Origin of the sequence: Acidimangrovimonas pyrenivorans, from assembly GCF_042643245.1 — a bacterium.
Lineage (GTDB): Bacteria > Pseudomonadota > Alphaproteobacteria > Rhodobacterales > Rhodobacteraceae > Acidimangrovimonas > Acidimangrovimonas pyrenivorans.
On the sequence record NZ_JBHRSK010000004.1, the window covers coordinates 1,266,384 to 1,282,077 of the forward strand.

15 protein-coding genes are annotated in these 15,694 nt (G+C 70.0%); 8 read left to right on the plus strand and 7 right to left on the minus strand.

Annotated features, from left to right (window positions below):
- Positions 1-344: 344 nt before the first annotated feature.
- The 3 genes from ACFOES_RS09010 (at position 345) to ACFOES_RS09020 (ending at position 2,017) form a co-directional block, all read left to right on the plus strand.
- Entirely contained in the window at positions 345-1,007 is a 663-nt protein-coding gene (locus ACFOES_RS09010) for a metal-dependent transcriptional regulator (protein WP_377832902.1), read from the plus strand.
- Positions 946-1,305 (plus strand): FeoA family protein, encoded by a 360-nt coding sequence (locus ACFOES_RS09015; protein WP_377832903.1) that lies wholly within the window; start codon positions 946-948, stop codon positions 1,303-1,305. The genes ACFOES_RS09010 and ACFOES_RS09015 overlap by 62 nt, the downstream gene beginning before the upstream one ends.
- 97 nt (positions 1,306-1,402) lie before the next feature.
- Complete coding sequence (locus ACFOES_RS09020) at positions 1,403-2,017, plus strand: FeoB small GTPase domain-containing protein (protein WP_377833023.1); 615 nt, start codon at positions 1,403-1,405, stop codon at positions 2,015-2,017.
- 371 nt (positions 2,018-2,388) lie between these two features.
- Here ACFOES_RS09020 and ACFOES_RS09025 read toward each other — a convergent pair whose 3' ends face one another.
- The gene (locus ACFOES_RS09025) at positions 2,389-3,819 is read right to left on the minus strand and encodes an RtcB family protein (RefSeq protein ID WP_377832904.1); all 1,431 of its coding nucleotides are present in this window, start codon (positions 3,817-3,819) and stop codon (positions 2,389-2,391) included.
- A gap of 12 nt (positions 3,820-3,831) precedes the next feature.
- The gene (locus tag ACFOES_RS09030; protein WP_377832905.1) at positions 3,832-4,266 is read right to left on the minus strand and encodes an archease; all 435 of its coding nucleotides are present in this window, start codon (positions 4,264-4,266) and stop codon (positions 3,832-3,834) included.
- Positions 4,267-4,385: 119 nt separating this feature from the next.
- On the opposite strand from ACFOES_RS09030, the gene ACFOES_RS09035 reads away from it, so the two are divergent.
- From ACFOES_RS09035 to ACFOES_RS09055, 5 genes are all read left to right on the plus strand, one after another.
- On the plus strand, positions 4,386-5,147 hold the full coding sequence (locus ACFOES_RS09035; RefSeq protein ID WP_377832906.1) for a BON domain-containing protein: 762 nt from the start codon (positions 4,386-4,388) through the stop codon (positions 5,145-5,147).
- Positions 5,148-5,204: 57 nt separating this feature from the next.
- A complete protein-coding gene (locus ACFOES_RS09040; protein WP_377832907.1) occupies positions 5,205-5,441 on the plus strand; it encodes a hypothetical protein in 237 nt (78 codons plus the stop codon).
- Between the two features lie 247 nt (positions 5,442-5,688).
- A complete protein-coding gene (locus tag ACFOES_RS09045; RefSeq protein ID WP_377832908.1) occupies positions 5,689-5,997 on the plus strand; it encodes a hypothetical protein in 309 nt (102 codons plus the stop codon).
- Positions 5,998-6,077: 80 nt separating this feature from the next.
- Complete coding sequence (locus ACFOES_RS09050; protein ID WP_377832909.1) at positions 6,078-7,070, plus strand: ABC transporter substrate-binding protein; 993 nt, start codon at positions 6,078-6,080, stop codon at positions 7,068-7,070.
- A 6-nt stretch (positions 7,071-7,076) separates the two neighbouring features.
- Positions 7,077-8,783, plus strand: coding sequence for an ABC transporter permease (locus tag ACFOES_RS09055; RefSeq protein ID WP_377832910.1), 1,707 nt, complete (start codon positions 7,077-7,079; stop codon positions 8,781-8,783).
- A 22-nt stretch (positions 8,784-8,805) separates the two neighbouring features.
- On the opposite strand, the gene ACFOES_RS09060 is transcribed toward ACFOES_RS09055, so the two are convergent.
- The 5 genes from ACFOES_RS09060 to ACFOES_RS09080 form a co-directional block, all read right to left on the minus strand.
- Positions 8,806-9,837: an ABC transporter ATP-binding protein gene (locus ACFOES_RS09060; RefSeq protein WP_377832911.1), complete on the minus strand. Its 1,032-nt coding sequence runs from the start codon at positions 9,835-9,837 to the stop codon at positions 8,806-8,808.
- 558 nt (positions 9,838-10,395) lie between these two features.
- Entirely contained in the window at positions 10,396-12,234 is a 1,839-nt protein-coding gene (locus ACFOES_RS09065; RefSeq protein ID WP_377832912.1) for an ABC transporter ATP-binding protein, read from the minus strand.
- 3 nt (positions 12,235-12,237) lie between these two features.
- Positions 12,238-13,116, minus strand: coding sequence for a metallophosphoesterase family protein (locus ACFOES_RS09070; RefSeq protein ID WP_377832913.1), 879 nt, complete (start codon positions 13,114-13,116; stop codon positions 12,238-12,240).
- 68 nt (positions 13,117-13,184) lie between these two features.
- Positions 13,185-14,750, minus strand: coding sequence for an ABC transporter substrate-binding protein (locus tag ACFOES_RS09075; protein ID WP_377832914.1), 1,566 nt, complete (start codon positions 14,748-14,750; stop codon positions 13,185-13,187).
- Between the two features lie 60 nt (positions 14,751-14,810).
- Complete coding sequence (locus ACFOES_RS09080) at positions 14,811-15,692, minus strand: ABC transporter permease (RefSeq protein ID WP_377832915.1); 882 nt, start codon at positions 15,690-15,692, stop codon at positions 14,811-14,813.
- Positions 15,693-15,694 lie beyond the last annotated feature (2 nt).

Below are 15,694 nucleotides of genomic sequence, written 5' to 3' on the forward strand. Positions count from 1 at the left end.
AGGCCCGTCTTGCGATGCAAACCCGGAACCGGATCGGCGGTGGCGACTTAGATGAAACTGGCAGCCGGCAGGGCCGGGACAGAGGGAAATGGCCTGCATGGCTTGGCCGAGGAAGGAACAGGCGACCACCGCGCCGGGCAGCTTTGCCACGGAGGACGGGGTGTCGAGGAAAGCCCCCGATCGGGGCCGCCCCCTCACCAATGCCCCCCGGCAAGACCCCGGACAGCATGCCGCCGGCCGGGCCGGCCAGTCTTGACCGGCGTCAAGCAGACCTGCGGCGAAAACGGACAAGGCTGAAGCCAGCATGATGCGTCGAGGCCCGCAGGGGGCAGCCGGATGGCAAGATGGAGCCGCTCTTGGCCTACTTGAGACCTTTGGCCGTGGCCCTGGCCGCCGTGGCCTTGGCGGTGCTCGTCCTGCGGCTTGGCCGCCGCATGCGGCGCCGGCAGCGGCAGGTTCAATACGAGGACGTCCTCAAGCACCTCAGCAGGGCCAGGCAGGAAGGGACCCCCGCCACGATCGCCGAGATTGGCGGCCGGCTCGGCCTGACCCCGGCCGCCACGCTCGCGCTGGTCCGGGAACTGGAGGCGGCTGGCCTGCTGCATACGGTCACCGGAGGACTGGAGCCGACCGAGAAAGGCGAGCGTATCGGGCGCCGGGTCCTGCGCGCCCATCGGCTCTGGGAACGCTACCTGTCGGACGAGGCTCGGGAACCGCGCGAGAGCCTGGACGATCTGGCCGAGCGGGCCGAGCACCGGCTGGAGGCGGAGCAGGTCGAGGCACTCTCGGAGCATCTCGGCCATCCTCGCACCGACCCGCATGGCGATGTCATCCCCGGTTCGTCGGACCGGATCGCGCCCCGGCAGCGCGTGCCCCTGACCGACTGGCCCCGTGACCGGCCGGCCGTTGTCCTCCATGTCGGAGACGAGCCCGCCGCATCGCTGAATGAGGCCTTGTCACGCCCGGCACGGTGCTACGCATTCCCGCCAGCGGCGGCGGAGAGATAACCGTCGATGCCGGCGAGGGACCGCGCCGCCGACGCTGGCAGGCTTGGCTCTTGGTCGGCAAGCCGAGGTGATCGGGCTCAAGCCCGGTTGCGGCGGCCTCATGTGCCGCCGCTTGCCCGATCTCGGCTTCACGCCGGGCGTGCGGATCGCGGCCGTGTTGTCGAATGTCGGCGGCGAGGCCCATGCCTACCGCATCCGCGAGACACTGATCGCGCTGCGCCGGCAACAGGCCGAACAGGTCCTGATCGGCCCCGCCCGGGACGGCGACACGCCCGAGAGCGCGGGAGCGAGGCCATGATCCCGCGGTTTTCGGGACCAGCGGTGCCGAGCGCCCGGCCCGCACCTCCCGCCTCGGTCAGCCCCGCGACCGGGCCGACAAGACCCGCAGCGTCGCGCTGGCGGGCAATCCCAACACCGGCAAGTCCACCGTGTTCAATGCCCTGACCGGGCTGCGCCAGCATACCGGCAACTGGCCGGGCAAGACCGTCAAGCGTGCCGAGGGCTGGTTCGCGCTGGGCGGAAGGCAGTACCGGCCGGTCGACCTGCCCGGCACCTATTCCCTGCTCTCCGCCTCCACCGACGAGGAGATTGCCCGCGACTTCCTGCTGTTCGGGAAACCGGACTGCACCGTGGTCGTCGTCGATGCCACCGCGCTGGAGCGCAATCCGAACCTCGTCTACCAGGTCCTGGAGATCACGCCCCGCGTCGTCGTCTGCGTCAACCTGATGGACGAGGCCCGGCGCAAGGGCATCGAGGTGGATGTCGCGCGGCTGTCGGCGGAACTCGGCGTGCCGGCGGTGGCAACGGTGGCCAATTCCGGCGAAGGGCTCGACCGGCTGGTCGCGGCCGTCGACGGCGTCGTCAGCGGCGAGATCGCGACCAATCCCGGAACGCCGGCGCCACCGGCGGCCGCGGCCGGACTGGTCGAGGACCTGATGCCGCTGGCGCTTGCCATCGCGGTCTGCGGCGTGGTTGCGAGCCTCGCGCGGCTGGCGATGACCCTGTCGTAGCGAAAGCAGCCGGCGGCCGGCAGGACGACCGGAACGCCGCCATGCGACATCGGGAAGACGCGAAGCCTCGCTCGCGGGCTGGCTCGCCGACGGCCGGACGCGATGTCCCGCACCGCGCCGCCGGCGAATGCGGAACGGGTCACGACCTCCGGCAAGCGTTCGTCTCGTCGCCGGAACAGACCGGGGATCGTCGCGGCAGCATCGCAGCCGACGATGTCGCGCCGTGCCGATCGTGACCGGCCGACGAGTTGGAGAATGCCACTTCCCTGTCGCAATGTTCCGGGCACAGTCAAACGGGCCGGCGGGACAGGCTCGCAAGACGCGGGGGTGAAGCGACCGCCTGGCGCATTCCGGCCGGGGAACGGCAGGGGTCATCCCTTGATGCAGATGAGCGGCACCAGCCGCGCCACGCGGCGGGCAAGGCCGGCCTTCTCGGCGACCTCGACCACCTGGCCAACGCTCTTGTAGGCCCCCGGGGCCTCCTCGGCGATGCCCCGTTTCGACGGGCTCTTGACGATGATGCCCCGCGCGGCGAGGTCCTGCTGGACCCCGCTTCCGGTCCAGTTCCGGGCCGCCGCGTGCCGGCTCATCGCCCGCCCCGCGCCGTGGCAGGCCGAACTCAGCGCGGCCGCCTCGGAGCGTGGATCGCCGACCAGAACCCAGGATTCGGTGCCCATGCTTCCGCCGATCAGCACCGGCTGGCCCACGGGGCGCAGCGCCGGCGGCAGGGCCGGCGCGCCGGGGCCGAGCGCCCGCGTCGCCCCCTTGCGGTGGACGAACAACCGCCGGGCGACGTCGTCGACCGCGTGGGCCTCTTCCTTGCAGGTGTTGTGCGAGACATCGTAGAGCAGCCCGAGACGCGCCTCGGGCAGGAAGCGGTCGAACACCCCGCGCGCCAGATGGGTGAGGATCTGGCGGTTGGCCAGCGCGCAGTTGATGCCGGCGCGCATGACGCCCAGATAACGCTGCCCGAGCTCCGAGGCGATCGGCGCGCAGGCCAGTTCGCGGTCGGGCAACCGGATACCGTGGCCGGGCGCGGCCAGCGCCATTTCGCGCAGGTATTCGGTGCCGATCTGGTGGCCCAGCCCGCGCGAACCGCAATGGATCATCACCACCGCCTCTCCCGGGTGCAGATCGTAGGCCGCCGCCACCTCGGCATCGAGGATTTCAGCGACCTCCTGAACTTCGAGGTAGTGATTGCCCGAGCCGAGCGTCCCCATCTCGTCCCGCTGTCGCCGCCGCGCCTTGTCCGAGACGACTTCCGGCGTCGCGCCGGCCATGCAGCCGCGCTCCTCGATCCGCTCCAGATCCTCGGGCCAGCCGTAGCCCCGGGCCACGGCCCAGCGCGCCCCGCCCGCGAGCATCGCCGTCATCTGCGCCGCGTCGAGCAGGATGCGCCCATGGCTACCGACGCCAGCCGGGATGGCACGGGACAACTCGTGCGCCAACGGCGCTTGCACGGCGCGAATCCGGCCGGCATCGGTTCCGGTCGTCAGAAGCCGCACGCCGCAGGAGATGTCGAAGCCGACACCGCCGGCCGACACGACGCCCCCCGCCGCCGCGTCGAAGGCAGCGACACCGCCGATGGGAAAGCCGTAGCCCCAATGCGCGTCGGGCATGGCATAGGCCGCCGCGACGATGCCCGGCAGGCTGGCGACATTGCGGATCTGCTCCCCCACTTTTTCGTCCATCTGCGCCAGCAACTGGCGGTTGGCATAAATAATGGCGGGAACCCGCATCGCCCCGGTCTGCGGCATCTGCCACGCATGGGGCGCAACTTCCGTCAGACCGGCCCTCTCCATCCGCCTCTCTCCCTAGACGTCGACGACGCAGCGCGCCGCCCAGCGGCCATCGCGACGACGGCGGACCGACAGTTCGCTCAGCGTCGCCCCCTTCGGCTCGACCGCGGGGGCGTGGCGCGCGGGATCGACGGGCTCGCCGAGCAGATCCGCGACGAGACCGTCGCCCTCGACCCGCACCCGGAAGTCGCCGAACAGCATGCCCCGCGTGGCCATCTCGTAGATCACCGCGTTGAGCCAGTCGTAGAACAGCATGTCGAGGTCGGGCGCCTGGCAGCTGACGCGCACCGTCTCGCGCGCAGCGATCCGTTCGAGCGGTGTCATCGCCGCCACCATCGCCCGCGCGGCGTTGGCGAAGGCCTGCGCCACATCGGTGCCGAAGCCGCAGACGATGATGTCCGCCGCATGGGCCTCCAGCACCCAGTCCTGCAATTCCTGCGCCCCGCTCATCGCGATTCCGCCTCCCGATCCACTCCCAGACTGACCTGCGTTCCCGGAACCGTCATTGCGGAGCGTCAATGCGCGGCGGCCGCCGGTCGGGCAGGTTGGAAAAAGGAGGATAGCTGGTCATGGCCGAAGAGAACCGCAAACAAGCCATTCTGAGCGAGCTGCGGGCAAGGTTCCGCAGCGAACCGCGCCTGGGCCCGCATTTCCATTTCGACAGCCTGGATTGGGACGAGACGGGCACCCTGATCCTTGGCGGCGAAGTGCCGAGCGTCGCGGCCAAGAAGCGGGCGCTGGAATGCGCCGCCTCGCATCCGGCGGTCAACGCGATCCTCGACCGGGTGCATGTCGCCCCTGCCACGGCGATGGGCGATGCCGAGATCCGCGCCCATCTGCGGGAGTTCTTCACCCGCGAGCCGGCCTTCGCCGGCTATGCCATCCGTCAACAGGCGTCGTTTGCCGCTCCTGCCGGTGCCAGCCCGGATCTGGAGCTTGTCGCTGGCGATCCAGCCGCCGCCCCCAGTCAGATCGACATCGAGATCAGCGCCGCGGTCGTGACCCTCGGCGGCCGGGTCCCGAGCCTGACCGCCAAGCGTCTGGCCGGGGTCATGGCCTGGTGGGTTCCCGGCGTCCGTGACGTCGTCAACGGGCTCGAAGTGGAACCGGAGGAGGAGGATTCACCGATCCGGATCGAGGAGGCCGTTCGCCTGGTGCTGGAACGGGACCCGTTTCTCGACGCCGGACAGGTCCGCGTCGGCGTCCGGCGGCGCACCGTCCACCTGACCGGCGCCGTCCGCAGCGCCGCCCTGCGCGACATGGCCGAACGCGACGCATGGTGCGTGTTCGGCGTCGATGACGTGCTCAACGAGATCGAGTTGCTGCGCTGAGCCCGCAGGGAGCGCGCGTGGTGCAGCCCAAAGGCGGGCCAGCAAGGAGGAAAGGCCATGAAGATCACCCGTGAAGAAGTGAGGCGCATACTCGGGGATATCAGCGATCACATGGTCGTCGAGATACTCGCGACCGGCGCAACCGAAACCGACCTGCAGGAAGCGGCCGCCCATCTGGCCCAGGAGACCGATGTGATGGGCGAATTGGAGCGGCCCCTGACCGGGCGCGCGCTGCAGATCTACACCCTCGTTCGAAGCCTCGACGAACGCTGGGAGGAAGAGCGCGACGCCTGAGCTCTGGACCGGGAGTGCCGCCAGCTTCGCGACGCCGGCTGGGCGGGCCTGGCTGGGCGGGCTCGACTGGGCGGGCTCGACTGGGCGGGCCTGGCAGGTGACGGCAGGCGCGTTCGGACCGGCCGGAACAGGCCGGGAAAGATGATCTCGCCCGGGGCATCGCCGCACATCCTGCTCCCTGCCCCCGTCAGCCCCCTCGGGACATCCGGGTTGGTTTCGCAACGGCAGGCCGACGGCGGTGCCGTTGATGACGGGCATCGGCCGGGGCCCGCGGATGCACCATTCCGCGGGGAAGACGAGCCGCGTCGTCCTTGAGGGGCTGCGCGGCGAGGGGAGCATCGCCGAGTTCTGTCGACGCCAGCGGATCGCGGCGAGCCATTATCACAGCCGGCGCAAGGCGTTCCACGCGGCCGGCAAGAAGCGTTGGCGGGCGTCGATCGTCTGTTTCGGGCTGGCTCCAGACCTTCGTCGCGCCTGGCGCGAAGGTCCGGCTCGGGCCGAGGCCAGCGGCTCCTGCGCGATCCCGCTTTCTCCAGCGGGATCGGCCGTGTGTTAGCAAACAGACACAAATTGCTGGTAGCGGACGGGTCATGCCTCACGCACCCCTTCGGGACCACTGACTTCAGGAGACTGCTGATGATCCGCCGCCATGCCCTACTCGCCCTTGCCTGTGCTGCCGCCGCGCTAAGCTGCGGAACCGCCTCGGCGCAAGACGTCTTGGGCAACCTCGTTCTCTACACCTCGCAACCCAATGCCGACGCGCAGCAGACGGTGGACGCCTTCCAGAAGGCCTATCCGGGCGTCAAGGTCCAGTGGGTGCGCGACGGCACCACCAAGATCATGGCCAAGCTGCGCGCCGAATTCGCGGCCGGTCAGCCCCAGCCCGACGTGCTGCTGATCGCCGACATGGTGACGATGGCGGGCCTCAAGAAGGACGGCCGCCTGATGGCCGACCCCGAGGTCGACGTCTCGAAACTCGACGCCGGGCTCTACGATCCGGACAAGACCTACTTCTCGACCAAGCTGATCACCACCGGGATCGTCTACAATACCTCGGCCAAGATGGTGCCCACCTCCTACAAGGACCTCCTGAAGCCGGAAGCAAGGAACAGCATCGCGATGCCCTCGCCGATGACTTCGGGCGCCGCGACGATCACGATGGACGCGATCACCGCCGATCCCGATCTCGGCTGGGCCTTCTACAGGAAGCTCGCCGAACAGGGCGCCAACCCGCAGGGCGGCAACGGCGGCACCTACAAGGCGGTGGCGGGCGGCGACAAGCTGTACGGCTTCGTCGTCGACTTCCTGCCGATCCGCGCCGAACAGAAGGGCGCGCCGGTGAAGTTCGTCTTCCCGAAAGAGGGCGTCTCGGCGGTGACCGAGCCGGTCGCGATCCTCAAGACGGCCAAGAACGTGCCCGCGGCCAAGGCCTTCGTCTCCTTCCTGCTGTCGAAGAAGGGCCAGCAGCTCGCCTCCGACATGGGCTATCTTCCGGCGGACGCCGAGGTGACCCCGCCGCCGGGCTTCCCGCCGCGCGCGGAGATCAAGCTTCTGCCCTTCGACCCGGCCAAGGCGCTGACCGAGGACAAGCAGAACAAGGAGAAGTTCCTCGACATCTTCGGCGGCTGACATCGCATGGCCCGCACGATCCGGCGCGGCGAGGGGCTGACCCTCGCCGCGCTTCTTCTCATCGCCGCCGCGCTTTTCGCCTATCCGCTGGCGCTGCTTCTGAAGATGGCACTGGTGCGGGACGGCGCGCCCTCGGCGGGGCCGCTTCTCGAGGCGCTGCAAAGCGCCTCGGTCCTGCGCGCGCTGGGCCACAGCCTCGATTCCTCGGCCTCGTCTGCGGCGATCGCGCTGGTGCTGGGCACGACGATGGCGCTGGCGATCGGACTCACGGATCTGCGTGCCAAGGGGCCCTTCGTCTTCTTCCTGCTGCTGCCGATGATGATCCCGCCGCATGTCACGGCGATCGCCTGGGTCCAGGCCCTGGGACCGTCGAGCCCGGTGCTGCAATGGCTCCATCTCGCGCCGCCGCCGGGCAGCCAGAACCCGTTCTATTCCCGCGCCGGCGTGGTCGCGCTGCTGTCGCTGCAGCAGGCACCGCTGGTGTTCCTCGTGGTCCTGGCGGCGCTGCGCAGCCTACCGCGTGAAATGTCCGAGGCCGCCCGTATCGCCGGCGCCCGGCCATGGCGCCTGCTGCGCCGGGTGCTGCTGCCGCTTCTGGCGCCGACGCTGATCGCCGCCTTCGTGCTGGCCTTCGTCTCGGCGCTGGGAAACTTCGGCATCCCCGCGCTGCTTGGCATCCCCGCACGCTATGTCACCCTGCCGGTGCTGATCTGGCGCCGGCTGGCGAGCTTCGGGCCGTCGGTGCTGGGCGACGTGGCGGTCCTTTCGACGCTGCTCGCTGTCATAGCCGTCGCCGTGATCGCGCTCCAGATGGCCTTGCAGCGCCGGCTGCGCAGCCAGCTCGTCGGCCCGCCCCAGCCGCCTCTCCGGATCGCCCTCGGCCGGGCGCGGCGCTGGGTGACCGGCGGGCTGAGCCTCTGGATCCTGGCAACCGTCGCCCTGCCGCTGACCGCGCTGGTGGCGACCGCGCTGGTGCCGACCTACGGTGTCCCGCTGACGCCGGCGACGCTGACCTGGGCGAATTTCGCCGAGGTTCTGCTGCGCCAGCAGGCGACGCTGCGCGCCTTCGCCAATTCCACCCTCACCGCCGGGGGAGCCGCGCTCACGCTCGCGGCGCTGGCGGCGCTGCTGTCCTACTACCTGACGCTCAGGGGCCGCCGCCCGCTGCGCGTGGCGGCAAGCGGCCTGGCGGGGCTGGGCGAGATCACCTACGCGATCCCCGGCCTCGTCATCTCGATCGCCTTCATCCTGGCGTTCCTGCGGCCGCTGCCGCTGGTGCATCTGTCGCTCTACAACACGCTGGGGATCATCTTCCTCGCCTATCTCTGCGCCTTCTTCTCGATCGCGCTGAAACCGGTGGCGGCGGCCTATGCCCAGATCGATCCCGCGCTCGACGATGCCGCCCGGGTCTCGGGCGCCGGCTTCGGGCTGCGCCTGCGCCGGGTCTTCGGGCCACTGGTCGCCCCCGCCGCCGCCTCGGGGGCGATCCTCGTGTTCCTGACGGCCTACAACGAGGTGACGGTCTCGTCGCTCCTGTGGTCGACGGGCACCGAGACGATCGGGACGACGATCTTCAACTACGAGGATGGCGGCTACACCGTCCTGGCCTCGGCCATGGCCTCGGTCACGGTGCTGGCGACGGTGGTGCTGATGGCGCTACTCGACATCGCGGGACGCAGGCTGCCGCCGGGGGTCGTGCCCTGGCGGGTGTGAGCGCGCGCGACCGCGAGGGCCGTCAGGGGAGGAGCCAGGCGCCGCGCAGGGCGACCTCCAGGGCCTCGCCGGCCCGGATCGGGCGATCCGAGGTGACCGGCAGCGGCTCCGTCAGGCCCGCGACCTCGGCCAGGCCCTCCCACTGGCCCCCGCGGTAGAAGGCCGATGAAAGGCGGGCGGGCATGCCGCCCCCCAGGCGCACGTCGCCGGGACGGACCACCACGCGGCCGGGTCCCGGGGCGGCCGGGGAGGCGTCTCCCGGGTTCGGGAGCGCAGGAACGGTGAAGGGACCGATGCGGACGCTGTCGCCCTCGGCCAGGGCGTCGAGCACCGCGGCCCGACCGATGAAACGGGCGACCTCCTCGCTGATCGGGCGGTCGTGCAGTTCCTGAGGGGAGGCGACCTGAAGGAAGCGCCCTTGCCCCATCACGGCAACGCGGGTCGCAAGCGCCATCGCCTCGCGCTGGTCATGGGTGATGTAGATGGTGGTCACGCCCGAGCGGGCGTGGAAATCCGCCAGTTCCTCCTCCATCCGGTTGCGCAGATGGGGATCGAGGTTGGCAAGCGGCTCGTCCATCAGCACGGTCTCGGCCCCCCCGGCGAGGCAGCGCGCCAGCGCCACCCGCTGACGCTGCCCGCCCGACAGTGCCGCCGGGTGGCGGTCGGCATGGGCCGCGAGGTCCACGGTTTCAAGCTGGCGCCGCGCTGCCTCGCGCGCTGCGCGGCGAGACGCCCCCTGCGCCTCGGCCGGGAAGGCCACGTTGTCGAGGACGGACATGTGCGGCCAGAGGGCATAGGACTGGAAAACGACGCCCACCTTGCGGTCCTCGGGCGCGACATGGAGGCCGGGGCCGGACACAGGCCTGTCCCCCAGGGCGATATGGCCCTCGTCGAGCGTCTCGAGCCCGGCGATCAGGCGCAGCAGCGTGGACTTGCCGCAGCCCGAGGGGCCGAGGACGACGAAGAACTCGCCCGGTCCGATCTCGGCATCCACGCCGTCGATCGCGGGCGCTCCGCCAAAGCTCTTCTTCGCCGCTTGAATGGTGACCGACATCGTGTCCCCCGAAGTCTCCGCTCAGGCCATACGGCGCCCGCACAATGCCTGCAAGCGGCCTCGACGACCTGTCATGGAAGGTTCACGCAATGCCGGCCTTCCGCCTCCTCGAGGCGGCTGTTTCCCGCCGGCCGCCCCGCGCGCCAAGGCCGCCTTGCTGCAAGCCGCGTCGCAGGGCCGGAGACGAAGCCGGGCTTCCGGTCGGGCCCGTTCTCGACGCCGGTGCGCGCAGGTTGCCTTGACGGACCAGCCGCCCGACGCGAACGACGCGCGGACCATCAGCGGCGAAACCGAAAGCCGCGACCGGAGCAGCCGCCTCCCGGTCCTCCTGCGTCGCGACGCGTTCGCCCTCCCCCTCCGGCGCCCTCCCCCTCCGGCGCCCTGCACCGCAGCTTCATCGCCCCGAGAGCTTCCCCAGTTCCCCGACAGCGGTTCGCTGCCCTCAACCTCCGTCGACGGTCGCCACCCGTTCCGGCGCCAGGGCGTTCGGCAGGATGGGCGGAACGCAGAGCTGCCCCGCGACCGGCAGCGAAGGCGGCGCCACGTCATCCCGAGACGCTAGACGACCACGCTGCCCGCCTCGGCCCCCGCCGCTCTGGCGGGGCCGCCTGCCGGGGCGATCTGCGCCATCTGAAGGGCCAACAGCTCGGCAGTGTCGCGGACCGCAACGAAATGCCCCTCTTCGACCTGCCGCAGCGCGATGCGCTCGGGATGCGCTCCACGCGGCAACAGCAGCTTCGGCATCTCCTGCCTGGCGGCGCGGTCGCGCGGGACCGAACCGCAGCGCGGCTCCGGGTGCAGCACCGCCGACAGCAGGCGGCGGGTATAGGGATGCAGCGGCCTGCGCAGCACGGTTTCGGTCGGCCCGGTCTCGACCACCTGCCCGGCCCACATCACCGCGATCCGGTGGCTGACCCGCTCGACCACCGCGATGTCGTGCGAGATGAACAGGAACGAGACGCCTTCCTCGCGCTGCAGCCGGGCGATCAGGTCGGTGATCTGGCGCGCGACCGTGACGTCGAGCGCCGAAACCGCCTCGTCCGCCACGATCAGCGCCGGCTTGACCGAGAGCGCGCGACAGATGCAGAGCCGTTGGCGCTGGCCGCCCGAGAACTGGTGCGGGTAACGGTTCATCGCGGCCGCTTCCAGCCCGACCCGTTCGAGCAGTTCGCCCGCCATCGCCCGCCGCTCGCGGCGGGTCATCGGGCTGCGGATATGGGCGGGTTCGGTGATCAGGTCATGGACCGGCAGGCGCGGGTTGAGGCTGGCATAGGGATCCTGGAACACCATCTGCATCCGGCCGCGCAACGGGCGCAGCTCCTGCGCCGTCAGGCCGGTCACCTCCTGCCCCTCCAGCCGGACGCGGCCGTCGACGGCCTGTTCCAGCCCGAGCAGCGTCCGCGCCAGGGTGGACTTGCCGCACCCGGATTCGCCGACCAGCCCGAGCGTCTCGCCCCGACCCAAGGTCAGCGAGACCTCGTTGACCGCGTGGTAGTCGAGCGCCGGCCGCGCCAACAGCCCCGGGCGCACCGGGAAACGGACGCTCAGCCGCTCGACCTCGAGCAGGGGCTTGGCAGCGCTGGCTGGCCGTTTCGGCGCGCCGGCCCCCAGCTTCGGCGTCGCCGCCATCAGGTTCCGGGTATACTCCGCCCGCGGCGCCGCGAAGATCTGCGCCACCGGGCCGGTCTCGACCTGTTCGCCGCGACACAGCACGACGACGCGATCGGCGATCTCGGCCACGACGCCCATATCATGGGTGATAAACAGCACCGCCATGCCGCTTTCTTCCTGCAACCCCTTGATAAGAGCAAGGATTTCCGCCTGCGTGGTGACGTCGAGCGCCGTCGTCGGCTCGTCGGCGATCAGGAGGTCGGGCTGACAGGCCAGCGCCATGGCGATCATCACCCGCTGTCGCAGCCCGCCCGAGAGCTCATGCGGATATTGCACCAGCCGCCGCTCGGGTTCGGGAATGCTGACGCGTTCGAAGGCCGCGCGCGCCGCCGCCAGCGCCGCCTTGCGGTCGAGCCCCTGATGCAGCCGCAGGACTTCGGCGACCTGTTCGCCCAGCGGCATCACCGGGTTGAGCGCGGTCATCGGCTCCTGGAAGATCATCGAGATCCGGTTGCCGCGGATCTGCTGCATCTGGCCCTCGGCCAGGGCCGAGAGATCGACGGTCGGCCGGCCGTGCAGGGTGACGGTGCCTCCGGTCAGCCGCCCGCCCTCGCGCTCGATCAGGCGCATGATCGCCAGCGCGGTGGCCGACTTGCCCGAACCGGATTCACCGACCAGCGCCACGGTCTCGCCGCGGGCGATGTCGAAGCTGAGGCCGGTCATCGCGGTGTGCGAGCCGAAGGCGAGGCTCAGGTCGCGGACGGAGAGAAGCGGCGCGGCGGTCATGGCTCAACTCTCGGCGGCGCGGGCGCGCGCTTCGGGATGGTCGGAAAAGACCGGCATCGGCGGCGTCCAGCGGCGGTGGCGCGGGGTGGTGGCGAAGGCGAAGGGATCCTCGCCGATCACCTCCCAGCGCAGGCTGTCGCCCAGTTCGATCATCCCCATCGCGCCGGCCGGTGCGCCCTCGGTGGTGAAGCTCTCGGTCAGCGACTGCTGGGTCAGGTGGGTGATGCCGTCGACCGTGGTGACGGTGTTCCAGTGGACATGGCCGGCGAGGCAGACCACCGGGACGCGGGCCCGGGCCAGCGCGGCGCGGGCGCGGTCGGCCATCGGGTAGGTGGAATGGCGCGGGTTGTTCTCGAAATAGTAGTTGCCGATCTGGGAATGGCCCGAGATCGGGACGTGGCTGACGACGAGGGTCGGCCGGTCGCTGGCCTGCATCGTGCGCGACAGCCAGATGACGTCGGCCTCGGGCAGGACGAAACCCTGGTAGTCCGGCGCGCGGCGGATGCGGCTGTCGGCGCGCCACAGCACGATGCGCCAGTCGCCGATATCGTGGATGGCATGGCCGAGGCTCTGGCCGAGGATGGCCTCGTTGTCGGCGACCTCGAGATGGTCGCGGTCGTGGTTGCCGTTGAGATGCAGGATCGGCGCGTCGACGGCGCGGAAGGCCTCGGCGACCTCGGCCTCGAGCCGCAGGTCGGTGTCGCGGTTCTCGTCCGAGATCCGGTCGCCGAGGTCGAGCACGAGGTCGGCGTCGCCGTCGCGAACGTAGCGGGCGAAGTCTTCCATCAGGGGCAGCGCCGCATCGCCGCGCTTGGCGGTCGAGGGCTTGCCGTGGTGGATGTCGGTGACAATCGCGATGCGGGGGGCGATACGGGCGGACATGGCAGGACTTTCAGGACTGAGAGGGGGGGGGAGCCCGCCGCCGGCTTTGCGGCGGCGGGCCTGGAAGCTTAGTTCGAGGCGAAGGAGATGGCCCCGGCGCGGAAGTCGAGCACGTAGGGAATGTGGCCCGGCTTCGGCGCCCAGTTCACGTCCTTGCGCATCGCCCAGCTTTCATAGGGGCGGTAGAGCGGCAGCACCGGCGGGTCCTGCTTGATGCGCTCCATCAGCTCGGCATAGGCGGCACGACGGTCCTCGACGTCCTTCGAGAAGCGGAACTTCTCCCAGGTCTTGGCATAGGCCTCGTCGGTGTTGAACCGGCCTTCCGACTGCGACGGGCCGCCCGGCGCCCACATCACGCCGAAGCAGCCGAAGGGGTCGGCGAAATACATCGGGTTCGACCAGTTGCGCACCATCAGCTCCTTGCTGCCGCCGGTCCACTTGTCGGTGACGTTGACCTTGCCCTTGACGCCGACCTTGGCCCACATCTCGACGATCGCCTGCGCGGCCAGCAGACCGTTGGTGTAGTAGACCGGATCGGTGTCGTAGGTGATCTCGAAGCCGTCATAGCCGGCTTCCTTCAGCAGCTTGCGCGCCTTTTCCGGGTTGTATTCGAAGGTCTTCAGCTCGGGCATGTAGAGATCGCCGAACTCCTTCATCGTGTGGGTCGACGGCACCACCGCCTTGCCCTGCCACAGCGCCTCGTTCAGCGTGTCGCGGTCGATGGCGAGGCTGAGGGCCTGGCGGATGCGCGGGTCCTTCAGCTTGGGGTGGTTCATGTTCATGATCATGACGTGGAACAGCGGCGTGGCGCTGCCGACGGCCTTGAGGTTGGCATCGGCGTCGATCATCGCCAGCTGGTCGGGCGCGATATTGGTGATCAGGTCGACCTCGCCGGTCTTCAGCGCGGTCACGCGCGAGGCGGTTTCCGGCACGCGGATCACGGTCGCCTTCTCGAGCGGCGCCTTGTCGCCCCAGAACTTGTCGTAGCGGGTGTAGACGACGCGCTCGCCGGGGACGAACTGGCTGATCGCATAGGGGCCGGTGCCGACCGGCGCGAGCGAGAACGCCTCGTAATCGCTGTCCTCGGCCACCTTCGGATCGCCGGTCAGCGCCTTGGTATACTCCTCGGGGATGATCATGACCTGCTGCAGGCTGAGCAGCGTGTTCCACAGCGGCTCTTCGCGCTCGACGGTGACGCGGACGGTGTAATCGTCGATCTTCTCGGCCTTGACGAAGTTGCCCAGCCGGTCGCGGGCGCGGACCTGGTAGGGCGCGAAGGTGGCCTGGTACATGCGGTTGAGCGAGAAGACCACGTCGTCGGCGGTCATCGCCTCGCCGTTGTGGAAGGTGACGCCCTGGCGCAGCTTGAGCTCCATGACCTTGGGCGAGATCAGTTCCCACGAGGTCGCCAGCGCCGGCTTGAACTCGGCGCCGATCGTGTCGGGGTCCTTGGCGATCAAGGTGTCGAAGGCGTTGTAGTAGAATTGCGAGCCGACATTCGAGTGGTCGCGGCCCGGGTCGAGGTATTTCGACACGTTGGCGGCGCCGACGGTCAGCTCGCGGGCCTGGGCGGCCGAGAGGCCGGCCGTGGCGAGCCCGGCGGCGAGAGCGGTGGATAGCAGCAGTTTCAGCATGTGTATCTCCGTTGCGGGGTTGGGGACGGGCGCTTCGGCCTTCTGTTGTTGTTTCGGGGCTCAGCGTGCACGCAGGCGCACGTCGACGCTGTCGCGCAGCCAGTCGCCGATGACCTGGACGGCGAAGGTGATCAGCACGATCAGCAGGGCGGGGGCGATGACGATCCAGGGTGCGGTCGGCATGAAGTCGCGGCCGATCCCCACCATCGACCCCAAGGTCGCGGTGGGCGGCTGGACCCCGATCCCGAGGAAGGACAGGGTGCTTTCCAGCAGGACGATGTTCGACAGCGAGAGGGTGAACTGGACCACCAGCGGCGAGACGATGTTGGGCAGCAGATGGGTGAAGGCGATACGGCCGGGGCCGGCCCCGGCCGCACGCGCGGCCTCGATGAAGGGCAGGTGCATCAGCCGGCGGACGTCGCCGCGCACGATGCGGGCGTATTGCTCCCAGCCGGCAAGGCCGAGGACGATCACCATCACCTCCAGAGAACTGCCGAAGATGGCGAGGGTGAACAGCGCGATCAGTGTGAAGGGCACCGCGATCTGGGTGTCGACGGCGGCCATGACCGCGGCATCGGTGCGCCCGCCCGCGACCCCGGCCAGCAGCCCCAGCAACCCGCCGATCACCAGCCCCAGCAGCGCGCCGAGGCTCGCGAGGGTCAGCGTCAGGCGCAGCCCGTTCAGGCAGCGTGCCAGCACGTCGCGGCCCAGCTCGTCGGTGCCCAGCGGATAGGCAAGCTCGGCGCGCGCGAAGCCGAGCGGCGGACGCAGCCGCGAAAGCAGGCTCTGCGCGTTGGGATCATGCGCCGCCAGCAGCGGGCCGAAGGCCGCCATCAGCAGCAGCAGAAGGCCGATGACGAAGGCGAGCTTCTGGATCGCGTTGGTGCCGGTCCACAGGCGGCGCAGGGCCGAGCGGCGGTCGGCGGAGAGGGCCATGGTCATCG